This is a genomic window from Pseudonocardia nematodicida (genome assembly GCF_040105385.1).
GTDB classification, from domain to species: domain Bacteria; phylum Actinomycetota; class Actinomycetes; order Mycobacteriales; family Pseudonocardiaceae; genus Pseudonocardia; species Pseudonocardia nematodicida.
This window is the reverse complement of sequence record NZ_JBEDNQ010000001.1, coordinates 115,647-128,054: the sequence shown is the minus strand read 5'-3', so window position 1 is coordinate 128,054 and position 12,408 is coordinate 115,647. Positions and strand designations below refer to the sequence as shown.

Here is a 12,408-nt window from a genome sequence, read left to right as displayed (position 1 = left end):
TCCGCACTGTCGCTCACGACCTTGTCGGCATCGCGGTGCTGCTGCTACCGTCCCATTAAACGGTTAAGTTAACCGTTTAAGCATCCCGCATCCCGACACGCGCACACCGAGAGGAGCCACCGTGACGACACCGGCCGACGAGAAGGTCGAGCCCTACAGCGGGCCGAGGCTGTACGGGATGGTCGACGACATGATCACGCCGGGGGCGCTCGACCTGGACTGCGACGAACGGCTGTGGGTCCCGCAGGGCGAGCACTCCCCCGGCGTCGAGTTCCGCCCGCTGATGTTCCAGCCGGGCGAGGGCAAGTTCGTCAACCTCCTGCGGGTGCGCCGGCAGGGGATCGTCTCCCGGCACCGGCACGCGGGCGCGGTGCAGGCCTTCACCCTGCGCGGCCGCTGGCACTACCTCGAGTACGACTGGTGGGCTGAGGAGGGCAGCTTCGCGTTCGAGCCGCCCGGCGACATCCACACCCTCGAGGTGCCGGCCGACTGCAACGAGATGATCACCCTGTTCATCACCACCGGCGCCTACATGTACGTGGACGCCGACTTCGTGACCCGTGGCATCGAGGACGTCTTCAGCAAGATCGAGAAGACCCGCGCGCACTACGAGGCGGTCGGTCTCGACCTCGCCCTGGTCGACGACCTGATCCGCTAGCGCTCCCCGGGGCGCGCTCCGTCCAGCGCGCCCCTCCCCCGGCGACGTCGCCGGTCCGCGTCACCGAACCTCGAGACGGGATACACAGTCGTGTCCACTGACCACTCCGCCACCCCGCCCGGGTCCTCCCCGGCCGCCTCCGGGACCCGGCCGCGCCAGTCCACCACCAAGGTGATCAAGGGCGCGGTGCTCGGCACCATCGTCGAGTACTACGACTTCGGCATCTACGGCTACATGGCCGCGCTGCTGAGCGTGCAGTTCTTCGCCTCCGACGACCCCACCACCGCACTGCTCGAGACCTTCGCCGCGTTCGCGGTGGCCTTCTTCCTCCGCATTCCCGGCGGGATCTTCTTCGGCCACGTCGGCGACAAGTATGGCCGGCGCACCGCGCTGACCTGGACGTTGCTGCTCATGGCGGGCGCCACGCTGCTGATCGGCCTCCTGCCGACCTACGCCACGCTCGGCATCTGGGCGACCATGTTGCTCATCCTCTGCCGCTGCCTGCAGGGGCTCTCCGCCGGTGGCGAGGTCGGCGGCGCGAACGTCTTCGTGTCCGAGCACGCCCCGGCGCGCTGGCGCGGCTTCCAGACCTCGCTGGTCATGGGCGGCATGTACCTGGGTTCGCTGGCCGCGTCGTTGGTCGCCCTCGGGATCAGCAGCCTGTTCACCGAGCAGCAGGCCCTCGACTGGGCGTGGCGGCTGCCGTTCCTGCTCAGCGCCGTCATCGGCGTGATCGGCTTCTACATCCGCAACAGCCTGCACGACTCCCCCGAGTTCACCGCCCTCAAGGAGGAGTCGGCGGTCGCCAGCCTGCCGATCAAGACCCTGGTCCGGACGTCGTGGCGCACGATCCTGCACCTGGTCGCCCTCTACGGGCTCTCCGCCGGCGGCTTCTACACCGCGTCCGTCTACACCGCCACCTACCTGCGGACGACGGCCGGGTTCTCCCCGACCGTGGCGTTCCTCAGCACGAGCCTCGCCCTGGTCCTCGGCATCCTCACCCTGCCGATCGGCGGGTACCTCTCCGACCGGTTCGGCCGCCGCCCGGTGCTGCTGACCGGCTCGGGCGCGGGCCTGCTGCTCGCGATCCCGATGTTCCAGCTCATGCAGCTGGGATCGGTCGGCCTGGCGATGCTCGCCCAGTCCGTCTGCTTCATCTGTGTCTCGATCTTCAACAGCGCGCTGTTCGTGACGTTCTCGGAGAAGATGCCGACCCGGGTGCGCTACACGGGTGTCTCGCTGGTCACCAACATCGCGAACTCGACGATGGGCGGCACCGCTCCCTTCATCGCGACGTTCCTGGTCGCGACCACGGCGAACCCGCTCTCGCCCTCGTGGTTCTACGCCGCGACGGCACTGCTCTCCCTCGTGGCCGCGGTGTTCCTGAAGGAGACCCGGGGCATCGACCTCGCGACCGTCGGTGACGACCGGGCACGCACCGCCGCCGGCTCCGAGAAGAGCAGCTCGTGCTGAGCGCGACCGGGATCGCGGGCCGGGCCGCGCTGGTGACCGGGGCCGCCTCCGGCATCGGCCGGGCGACCGTGCTGGCCCTCGCCCGGGACGGCGTGCGGGTCCTCGCCGTCGACCGGCAGCCGGTCGACGAGGTCTGCGCCGCCGCCGGGGACGGGACCGTCGTCGGCGTGCACGGCGACGTCACCGACGCCGCGTCGGTCACCGCGGCGGTGTCCCGCGCCGTCGAGGAGTTCGGCGGTCTGGACATCGCCGTGCACTGCGCCGGCGTGGTGTCGGAGACCGCGATCGAGGACCTGGAACGCCCGGAGTGGGACCTGCAGCTCGACGTCAACCTGACCGGGTCGTACGCGGTCTCGCGGGCGGTGCTCCCGCACCTGTCCGCGGCCGGCGCCGGCCGGCTCGTGCTGTTCTCCTCGATCGCGGCCCGGGTCGGCGGCGTGAACTCCGGCGCCGCCTACGTCGCCTCCAAGGGCGGGGTCGGTGCGCTCGGCAAATGGCTGGCCCGCCGGTACGGACCCGCCGGCGTCACCGTGAACATGATCGCGCCCGGGCCGGTCGACTCACCCATGACGCACGGTCGTGACTACGCACCGGAGGCCTATCCCGTCCCGCGGATGGGGACGCCCGAGGAGCTCGCCGCCGCCGTCGTCTTCCTGGTCTCCGACGCCGCCGCCTGGATCACCGGCCACACACTCGACGTCAACGGCGGCATCTACATGAACTGACGTGGCCGTGCGGCACGTCGAGCTAGGAGGAGATCGCATGGCATGGGCCCTGGTGACGGGGGGCGCGACCGGGATCGGCGCGGCCACCGTGGAGCTGCTCGCGACCGGCGGCACCGACGTCGTCTGCGCCGGCATCGACGAGCCGGCCGCCGCCGAGCTGGCGTCGAAGACGGCGGAGAACGGCCTCCCGGGCCGGGTGCGGCCGGCGCACGTCGACGTCCGCGACGCGGCCTCGGTCCGGGCGCTGTTCACCCGCCTCGACGAGGCGGGCATCGAGGCCGAGATGCTGGTCAACTGTGCCGGCCTGAACCGGCGGGAGCTGGCGCAGGACGTCCTCGACGAGAGCTGGTCGACCGTCGTCGACGTCAACCTGCACGGCACGTTCCAGGTCTGCCGGGCGTTCGCGGACCGGCTGATCGCCTCGGGGCGGGCCGGCCGGATCGTGAACATCACCTCGATGCTGTCGCACTACGGGGCACCGGGCTTCGCCTCCTACGCGGCGTCGAAGGGGGGCGTGCTCGCGCTGACCCGGACACTCGCCGTGGAGTGGGCGCCGCACGGCATCCGCGTCAACGCCGTGAGCCCCGGCTACATCACGACCCCGCTGGCGGCGTCGCTGCTGGTGTCCGGCCGGTTCGCCGACGAGGTCCGGGCACGCACCCCGATGGGACGCATCGGGGCGGTCGAGGACGTCGCCCCGGTGATCCGGTTCCTGCTCGGTGACGACTCCCGGTTCGTCACCGGCCAGGTCATCCCGGTGGACGGCGGGATCACCGCAGGTGACCTGCGGCTCGCCCCGAGCGAGCTGCAGCGGTGACGAGACAGCGACTCAGCCGGCCACGTCGCCGGACCGGACCGGGGATCCGCTCCGGTCCGGTTCGGTCGACGCACGCAGGACGATCTCGTAGGGCAGCATCCGGCGGACCGGCGGCCCGTCGGCGCCCTCGATCCGGTCGATGAGCATCGTGACCGCGCACTCGCCCATCACCCGTCGCGGCGCGTTGACCGTGCTCAGCTGCAGCGGGCCCGCGCTGGCGAGACCGGTCCCGTCGAACCCGGTGATCGCCAGGTCGCCGGGGACCGAGAGCCCCGCGTGCCGGGCGTAGTCCCACGCCCCGACCGCGAGCACGTCGCTGGCACACAGCAGCAGGTCGACCCCGCGGTGGTTCTCCAGGATGCTGCGGGCACGGGTGAACCCGGCCTCCCTGGTCAGCGCACCCCACGTCTGGTCCGAGTCGACGGGCTCGATGCCGTGCTCCCGCAATGCCTCCCGGAACCCGGCGAGCCGGTTGTGCGCCACCGTCGAGGCGCGGACACCACTGATGATCGCGACCGACCGCCGGCCGGAGCGGAGCACCTGCGAGGCCAGCTCGCGCGCCGCGGCCCGGTCGTCGATGCCGACCCAGTCGTTCGGCGCCTCGGGAAGTCCCCGGTAGGCCAGCACGCACGGGACGCCGCGTTCGTGCAGCGACCCGAGCAGCGGCACGTCCTCGACCGTCGCCGAGGTCAGGACGAGGCCGCTGACGTTCCGGTCCACGTGCGACAGCGCGATCTCGGTCTTGCGGTCGGTGGAGGTCCCGAGGTGGGACACGAACACCTCGTAGCCGCGCGCCGCGGCGGCCGAGACGGCGGCTCCGGCGATCTCGGTGTAGACCGGGTTCTCGATGTTGTCGAGCAGGATCCCGATCACCTTGGCGGTCCCGGCGCGCAGGTCCTGCGCGACCCGGTTCGGGCGGAACTGCAGGTCGGCCGCGATGTCCAGGATGCGCTGGCGCATCGCCGGGCTCACCCCGGGAGCGCCGTTCAGGGCGTAGGAGACGGCGGCCTTCGACACTCCCGCGCGGGTCGCGATATCGGCGAGCGTCACGCGCCGCTTCCCCTCGGCCACGCGCGCAACACTACGCGGGACGCCGGAGGGCACCATCGTCGTCCGGGGCCGCGCTACAGGCCCTCGAGCGCGCCCACGGCGTCGTCGAGCAGGTCGTCGGTGTCCTCGATCCCGCAGGACAGCCGCACCAGCCCGTCGGGCACCGCGTCGCCCCACCGCGCCCGCCGGTCGGCGGCGGTCCGCAGCCCGCCGAAGCTGGTCGCCGAGTCCACGAGCGACGTGCGCGACAGGAACTCCGAGACCGCGCGGGTGTCGGGCAGGGTGAACCGCAGCACGCCGTTCCAGCGCCGCATCTGCTTGCGCGCCAGCTCGTGCGACGGGTCGTCGACCAGGCCGGGCCAGCGGACGTCGCGCACCACGCCGCCGGCGAGCTCCAGGTCGCGCAGCGCGATCGCCAGCGCTCCGGCGTTCTCCGCCTGCCGGGCCAGCCGCAGGTCCAGGGTCCCGAGCCCGCGCAGCGCCAGCCAGGTCTCCATCGGCCCGGGGATCGCGCCGCCGCGGGTGCGCATCGCCCGCACCTTCTCCGCGTGCACCGGGTCGGCGGCGCTGACGTGCCCCATGAGCACGTCGCCATGCCCGGACAGCGCCTTGGTGTCGCTGGCCACCACCAGGTCCGCGCCCAGGTCGAGCGGCCGCTGCCCGAGCGGGGTGCAGGTGGTGTTGTCGACGGCCAGCACCGCGCCGGCCGCGTGCGCCATCTCGGCGATCGCGTGGACGTCGCACACCTCCAGGCCAGGGTTGGACGGCGTCTCCAGCATCACCAGACCGGGCGGCTCCCCGGCGGCCAGCGCGGCGGCCCAGTCACCGGCCGTCGCGCACAGCCGGACGTCGATCCCGAGCGGGGCCAGCTCCTCCTCGGCGAGCGCGCGGGCCACGTAGTAGCCGTCGCTGGGCAGCAGCACGCCCCGCCCGGGCCCGGTGAAGCCGCGCAGCACCGCCGCGATCGCGGCCATCCCGGACGGGAACACCGTGCACGGCCCGCCGTCGAGCTCGCCGACCCGGCACTCGAACTCCCGCCACGTCGGGTTGTCGGCGCGGGCGTAGAAGTCCGCGCCGGGCACGGCCTCCTCGGGGCGCCCGAGGTGATAGGTGCTGGTCAGCACCGGGCCCTGGTGGATCGGCGCCCCGACGTCGTGCGTGCCGTGCTCACCGCCGTGCACGCACTGCGTGCCGTCCCCGCCGCTCACCGGGGGAATGCTACGTCGCACTCACTCCGGCCGCGGCGCGCGGGAGATCAACTCCTTGGCCAGCGCCGGGGCCGACATGCCCTCGTGGCACATCCGGCGCACCGCGTCGGCGATCGGCAGCTCGACGCCGTGCCGGTCGGCCAGCTCGCAGATCGACAGGCAGGACTTCACGCCCTCGGCGACCTGGCCGTGGTTGGCCTGCTCGGCCTCGGCCAGACCCGCGCCGCGGCCCAGGTGCTCGCCGAAGGTCCGGTTGCGCGACAGCGGCGAGCTGCACGTCGCCACCAGGTCGCCCAGCCCGGCCAGCCCGGCGAACGTCATCGGGGACGCCCCGAGCGCCACCCCGAGCCGGGACATCTCGGCCAGCCCCCGGGTGATCAGCGACGCCCGGCTGTTGTCCCCCAGCCCCATCCCGGCGGCGACGCCGACGGCCAGCGCGATCACGTTCTTGCCGGCCCCGCCCAGCTCGGCCCCGACGACGTCGGTGTTGGTGTAGGCGCGGAAGTAGCCGGTCGCGCACGCGGTCTGCAACGCCACCGCGCGGTCGTGGTCGGTGCAGGCGATCACGGTCGCGGTCGGCTGCTCGTGCGCGATCTCCGCGGCCAGGTTCGGCCCGGAGACGACGGCCAGCCGCTCGTCCCCGACGCCGGTGACGTCGGCGATCACCTCGGTCATCCGGTTCAGCGTGCCCAGCTCGACGCCCTTGGCCAGGCTGACCAGCGTCACACCGTCCGGGACGAGGTCGCGCCAGCCCGCCAGGTTCGCCCGCAGCGACTGGGACGGGACGGCCAGCACGACCGCGTCCGCCCCGTCGAGGGCCTCGGCGGCGTCGTGGGTGGCCCGCAGCCCGGGCGGCAGCTCGACCCCGGGCAGGTACCCGGGGTTGTGGTGGCCGGTGTTGATCGCCTCGGCCACCTCGGTCCGGCGCGCCCACAGCCGCACCTCGCGGCCGGCGTCGGCGAGCACCTTGGCGAACGAGGTCCCCCAGCTGCCCGCGCCGAGCACCGCGACCCGCGCGATGTCGTGCACCGGTTCGTTGACCGGCCGCTCCCAGGGGGTCTGCGTCGCCCCGCTCACCGGCCGGACTCCCGGCCCGGCCCGCCGGGGCCACGGTGGAACTCGGCCGGCGCGGTCTCGCCGCGCACCTCGGCCAGCAGGTCCCGGACCCGGCCCATGATCAGGTCGGTGACCTCGCGGAGCAGCGCGGAGTCCACCGGGCGTCCCCGGTAGGCGGTCAGGTCCACCGGCTCGCCGGCGCGCACGACGATGTCGCGGCGCGGGAACGGCCGGAACTTCTTGTCGTAGTGGTTGTAGACCTCGCGGGTGCCCCAGTGCACCATCGGGATCACCGGGGCGTCGGAGACCAGCGCCATCCGTGCGACGCCGGTGCGCGAGCGCATCGGCCAGCCGTCCGGGTCGCGGGTGATCGTGCCCTCCGGGTAGATGATCACGACCTTGCCGTCCGCGAGCGCCTGGGTGCCCGCGGCCAGGCTCTGCTGGGCGTCGGCGGTGTCCCGGAAGACCGGGATCTGCCCGGCGCCGACCAGCACCCGGCCCAGCACCGGCACCTTCCACAGGCTGTGCTTGGCGAGGAACCGCGGCACCCGCCGCGACGTGTGCACGAACACCCCGGTGTGGATCGGGTCCAGGTGCGAGACGTGGTTGCCGACCAGCAGCACGCCCCCGGTCGCCGGGAGGTGGTCGCGGCCCTGGTAGCGGCGCCGGCCGGTCAGCAGGCCGATCGAGTAGAAGAAGGGGACGGCGAAACCGACCCAGAATCCGCCCTTCTCGCGGGCCACCGGTGGCCTCCTCCCACCCGCTCGCCGGCGGGTCGTTGATCCGGATCGTCCGGGTCGAGTCTCCCCGTCACCGGGGTCCGGGGTAAACCCGGCCCCGATCACGTCCGGGAGTGGAAGGATGGGGCGCGTGACGCCGTGGGTGGACCTGGTGGTGCCGGTCAAACCGCTGCCCCGGGCCAAGACCCGGTTGCGGGGCGCCGCCGACGGCGGGGTGGGCGACCTCGGCGCGCACCAGCGGCTGGCGCTCGCACTGGCCCGGGACACCGTGGCCGCCGCCGTCGCCGCGGGGTCGGTCCGTTCCGTGCTGGTGATCTCGTCGGACCCGGCGGTCGCGATGGAGGTCGGGGCGCTGGGCGTCGAGGTCGTCACCGACCCCGGGCGGGGGCTCAACGGCGCGCTACGGCACGGAGCGGCGCTGCTGCGGGCCCGCTCCGGCGGCGCCCCCGGCTCGTCCGGCGGGCACGGCGCTCCCGGTGGGGCCGCGCCGGGGCCCCGCGGCGCCGGCATCGCGATCGGGGCGCTGCAGGCCGACCTGCCCGCGCTGCGTACGGAACTGCTGGACGACGCCGTCGCCGACGCCGCGCACCGGTTCGCCACCGGCGCGACCCGGGTGTTCGTCCCCGATGCGCCCGGCACCGGCACGACGCTGCTGCTCGCCGCCCCCGGACACGACCTCGCGCCGCACTTCGGCGGCGCCTCGGCGGCCGCGCACACCGCGTCCGGCGCCGTCGCGCTCGACGGGGACCGTCCCGGCCTGCGCCGCGACGTCGACACCGCCGCCGATCTCGACGACGCCGTGCGGCTCGGCGTCGGGGAGTGGACCCGGGCCGTGCTCGACGGCCGCCCCGCCGGCGTCCCGGAACCCGGCGTGACGCCCTGTCCCCCAAGTGGATCGACGCCCTGCCCGAAGGTGTGACCGAGATCCGCTCCCGCACACCCGGATTTCATCTCCCGGTCCCGGTGTCCGCTTGGACGCGGCGTCGGTGGTGCGAAACAATCGCCGGGTGAGTGACGACCCGGCAACCGGCACCGGACGGCACGGCGCGGAGCGGATCCCGCCCGCCCGACCGGGAGGTCGTCGCGCGCCGCGACCCGCGTCGCGACGGGTGCACACCGCGCACCGCGCCGTCGCCGAACCGGACGCCGGGTCGCAGGCCGAGGTGCACGCGGACGACCAGGGGCCGGTCCAGCAGGCCGCCGGTGGGCCGCCACCCGCCCCGACCTCGTCGAACGGGAGCGGGGCGGCACCGATCGCGCCGCCCGCGGGGGCGACCACGCCGGCGTCGTCGATGCCCGACGTGCTGCCCGAGGACCGCTACCTCAACCGCGAACTGTCCTGGTTGGACTTCAACGCCCGGGTGCTCGCGCTGGCGGAGGACGCCAGCCAGCCGCTGCTGGAGCGGGCCAAGTTCCTGGCCATCTTCGCCTCGAACCTCGACGAGTTCTACATGGTCCGGGTGGCCGGGCTGAAGCGCCGCGACGAGACCGGTCTGTCGGTGCGCAGCGCCGACGGGCTCACCCCGCGCCAGCAGATCGCCCGGATCGCCGATCGGTCCCGCGCGCTGTCCCGGGCGCACGCCGAGGTCTTCATGGACGAGCTGCGTCCCGAGCTCGACGCGGCCGGCGTGCACATCCGCGGCTGGGACGAGCTCACCGACGCCGAGCGGCTGCGCCTGTCGGACTACTTCTCCCAGCAGGTGTTCCCGGTACTCACCCCGCTCGCGGTGGACCCGGCGCACCCGTTCCCCTACATCTCCGGGCTCTCGCTGAACCTGGCCGTGACCGTGCGCGACCCGGAGGGCCGCACCGAGCGGTTCGCCCGGGTCAAGGTGCCGAACAACGTGCCGCGGCTGGTCACGGTCGACCCGCCGGACACCGACACCCGCGCCGGCAACCGGACCGTCACCTTCCTGCCGATCGAGGACCTGATCGCCGCGCACCTCGGCGACCTGTTCACCGGCATGGAGGTCACCGAGGTGCACCCGTTCCGGGTCACCCGCAACGCCGACCTCGAGGTCGAGGAGGACCGCGACGAGGACCTGCTCCAGGCCCTCGAGCGCGAGCTGGCCCGGCGCCGGTTCGGCCCGCCGGTGCGGCTCGAGGTGCTGGACACGATGTCCGAGCACGTGCTGGAGCTGCTGCTGCGCGAGCTCGACGTGGACCCGGCCGACGTCGTCACCGTGCCCGGGCTGCTCGACCTGACCGGGCTGTGGCAGGTGCACGGGGTGAACCGCCCGGACCTGAAGGACGAGCCGTTCCGCCCGGCCACCCACCCGGCCTTCGCCGAGCGGGAGACCCCGCGCAGCGTGTTCGCCACCCTGCGCGAGGGCGACGTGCTGGTGCACCACCCCTACGACTCGTTCTCCACCTCGGTGCAGCGGTTCATCGAGCAGGCCGCCGCCGACCCGAACGTGCTGGCGATCAAGCAGACGCTCTACCGGACCTCCGGCGACTCGCCGATCGTCAACGCGCTGATCGACGCCGCCGAGGCCGGCAAGCAGGTCGTCGCGCTGGTGGAGATCAAGGCCCGGTTCGACGAGCAGGCCAACATCCGCTGGGCGCGCGAGCTGGAGAAGGCCGGCGTGCACGTCGTCTACGGGCTGGTGGGCCTCAAGACGCACTGCAAGACCGCGCTCGTCGTGCGCCAGGAGGGTTCGGAGATCCGCCGGTACTGCCACATCGGCACCGGCAACTACAACCCGAAGACCGCCCGGCTCTACGAGGACATCGGCGTGCTCACCGCCGACCCGACGATCGGCGCCGACCTCACCGACCTGTTCAACTCGCTGACCGGCTACTCGCGGCAGACGTCGTACCGGAGCCTGCTCGTCGCGCCGTACGGGGTGCGGCGCGGGATCGTGCGACGGATCGACGACGAGATCGAGGCGCACCGCTCCGGCGAGTCCGGCGCCCGGATCCGAATCAAGGTCAACTCGCTGGTGGACGAGGCCGTGATCGACGCCTGCTACCGGGCGTCGCAGGCGGGGGTGCCGGTCGACATCGTCGTCCGCGGGATCTGCGCGCTGCTGCCGGGCCGGCCGGGGCTGTCGGAGAACATCGTCGTCCGGTCGATCCTGGGCCCGTTCCTGGAGCACTCCCGGGTGCTGCACTTCGGGGCCGCCGACGAGTACTGGATCGGCAGCGCCGACATGATGCACCGCAACCTCGACCGCCGCGTCGAGGTGATGCTGCGGGTGGCCGACCCGAACCTGGCCGAGCAGCTCGGCGGGATGTTCGACTCCTGCCTCGACCCGGCCACCCGGTGCTGGACGCTCGGCCCGGACGGCACCTGGACGCCGTCGCCCGCCCCCGGCTCGGAGAACGTGCGCGTGCGCGACCACCAGGTCGAGATGATGAACTCCCGGCGCGGGACGGCCGAGGACTGATGGGGCTGCTGTCCGCGCCTCGGATGGAGGGCGACGAGGCCGACCCGGCGGGGCTCAGCGACATCGTCGCCGCCGGGACGGTGCCCTACCGCCGGCTGCCCGGCGGCGCGATCGAGGTCGCGCTGGTGCACCGCCCCCGCTACGACGACTGGTCACTGCCCAAGGGCCACCAGGACCCGGGCGAGGCGCTGACCCGCACCGCGCTGCGCGAGACCGCCGAGGAGGCGCACCTCGACTGCCGGCTCGGCGGGCGGCTCGGGCACACCAGCTACACCGTGCCCGGCAAGGGGCCCAAGGTCGTGCACTACTGGGCGGCCGAGGTCATGGGCGACGGCGGGTTCACCCCCACCGACGAGACCGACTCGCTGCGCTGGGAGTCTCCTTCGGGCGCCGCTGCCCTGCTCACCCATGCGCACGACGCCGCGCTGGTCCGCCGCCTCGCCGCGGTGGGCGTGCCGGCGTCGACCGTGGTGCTGGTGCGGCACGCCAAGGCCGGGTCGCGCACCGCCTGGGAGGGCGACGACGACCTGCGCCCGCTGTCCGGCACCGGGCACACCCAGGCCGACCGGCTCGCGCAGTTCCTGCCCCGGTTCGGGCCCGACCGGCTCGCCTCCGCACCGCCGCTGCGCTGCGGGCAGACCATCGCGCCGTTCGCCGAGAAGACCGGGCTGGGTACCCCGTCCTCGGAGCCGCTGCTCGGGGAGCACGGGTACTGGGTGTCCCCCGCCGACGGCCGCGCCCGGTTCGCGGAGCTGGCCGCGTCGCCCGGGGTGACGCTGATCTGCTCGCAGGGCGGGGTCATCCCGGACGTCGTGGAGGACCTGCTGCGCCGGGCCGGGCAGTCCCCGGGGGAGGTGCCGTCGCACAAGGCCGGCACCTGGGTCCTGGGCTTCGGCGCGACCGGCGCCCTCCAGTTCGCCGACTACTACCGCCGCCCGCCCTCCTGACCCGCGCCGCCCCGTCGTGAGGGGCACAGGAGGGCAGTTCGATCTTCGGCCCACGACGCTCACGTACCCCTCGGCACGCCGGTCGCATCCGGGGGCCCAGCACCTGCGGCGGCGCCGGTCGCTCGACCCCGAGGGGCACAGGAGGGTAGTTCGATCAACCGGCCACAGCGCTCAGGTATCCCTCACCGTGCCCGACGCGGGCCTCCGCGCCGCCTCCGGGCGCCTGCCTCCGTGGCGTGGCTCCGGGGGAACCTCCACCGGGCGGCCGGCGCTGCGCCGGGACCGGCGCTCCGCCGGGTGGTCCGGAGCGTGCGTGTGCGGTCGCGAACGGGGAGTCGGGACGAG

General features: G+C 73.7%; 11 protein-coding genes. 7 read left to right on the top strand and 4 right to left on the bottom strand.

All coding sequences use genetic code 11. The features are described from left to right. The first annotated feature begins 121 nt into the window (after positions 1-121). The 4 genes from WIS52_RS00600 (at position 122) to WIS52_RS00585 (ending at position 3,673) form a co-directional block, all read left to right on the top strand. A complete protein-coding gene (locus tag WIS52_RS00600) occupies positions 122-658 on the top strand; it encodes a 2,4'-dihydroxyacetophenone dioxygenase family protein (protein ID WP_349296045.1) in 537 nt (178 codons plus the stop codon). A gap of 90 nt (positions 659-748) precedes the next feature. Further along, positions 749-2,131, top strand: coding sequence for an MFS transporter (locus WIS52_RS00595; protein WP_349296044.1), 1,383 nt, complete (start codon positions 749-751; stop codon positions 2,129-2,131). Then, positions 2,125-2,856 carry an SDR family NAD(P)-dependent oxidoreductase gene (locus WIS52_RS00590; RefSeq protein WP_349296043.1) on the top strand — a complete coding sequence of 244 codons (732 nt, stop codon included), beginning with the start codon at positions 2,125-2,127 and terminating at the stop codon, positions 2,854-2,856. The genes WIS52_RS00595 and WIS52_RS00590 overlap by 7 nt, the downstream gene beginning before the upstream one ends. A 37-nt stretch (positions 2,857-2,893) precedes the next feature. Then, complete coding sequence (locus WIS52_RS00585) at positions 2,894-3,673, top strand: SDR family NAD(P)-dependent oxidoreductase (protein ID WP_349296042.1); 780 nt, start codon at positions 2,894-2,896, stop codon at positions 3,671-3,673. 12 nt (positions 3,674-3,685) lie between these two features. Here WIS52_RS00585 and WIS52_RS00580 read toward each other — a convergent pair whose 3' ends face one another. From WIS52_RS00580 to WIS52_RS00565, 4 genes are read right to left on the bottom strand one after another with little or no spacing between them, the layout of a single operon-like run. Beyond that, positions 3,686-4,744, bottom strand: coding sequence for a LacI family DNA-binding transcriptional regulator (locus WIS52_RS00580; protein ID WP_349296041.1), 1,059 nt, complete (start codon positions 4,742-4,744; stop codon positions 3,686-3,688). A gap of 53 nt (positions 4,745-4,797) precedes the next feature. After that, entirely contained in the window at positions 4,798-5,931 is a 1,134-nt protein-coding gene (locus tag WIS52_RS00575) for a cystathionine gamma-lyase (protein WP_349296040.1), read from the bottom strand. A gap of 21 nt (positions 5,932-5,952) precedes the next feature. After that, on the bottom strand, positions 5,953-6,951 hold the full coding sequence (locus WIS52_RS00570; protein WP_349296770.1) for an NAD(P)H-dependent glycerol-3-phosphate dehydrogenase: 999 nt from the start codon (positions 6,949-6,951) through the stop codon (positions 5,953-5,955). A gap of 53 nt (positions 6,952-7,004) precedes the next feature. Then, positions 7,005-7,730 carry a lysophospholipid acyltransferase family protein gene (locus WIS52_RS00565; RefSeq protein WP_349296039.1) on the bottom strand — a complete coding sequence of 242 codons (726 nt, stop codon included), beginning with the start codon at positions 7,728-7,730 and terminating at the stop codon, positions 7,005-7,007. 118 nt (positions 7,731-7,848) lie between these two features. On the opposite strand from WIS52_RS00565, the gene WIS52_RS00560 reads away from it, so the two are divergent. The 3 genes from WIS52_RS00560 (at position 7,849) to WIS52_RS00550 (ending at position 12,063) form a co-directional block, all read left to right on the top strand. Beyond that, positions 7,849-8,646 carry a CofC family guanylyltransferase gene (locus tag WIS52_RS00560; RefSeq protein ID WP_349296038.1) on the top strand — a complete coding sequence of 266 codons (798 nt, stop codon included), beginning with the start codon at positions 7,849-7,851 and terminating at the stop codon, positions 8,644-8,646. Positions 8,647-8,836: 190 nt separating this feature from the next. Next, the gene (locus WIS52_RS00555) at positions 8,837-11,116 is read left to right on the top strand and encodes an RNA degradosome polyphosphate kinase (RefSeq protein ID WP_379610953.1); all 2,280 of its coding nucleotides are present in this window, start codon (positions 8,837-8,839) and stop codon (positions 11,114-11,116) included. Next, positions 11,116-12,063 carry an NUDIX hydrolase gene (locus WIS52_RS00550; protein WP_349296036.1) on the top strand — a complete coding sequence of 316 codons (948 nt, stop codon included), beginning with the start codon at positions 11,116-11,118 and terminating at the stop codon, positions 12,061-12,063. Before WIS52_RS00555 ends, WIS52_RS00550 begins: the two co-directional genes overlap by 1 nt. Positions 12,064-12,408: the final 345 nt, after the last annotated feature.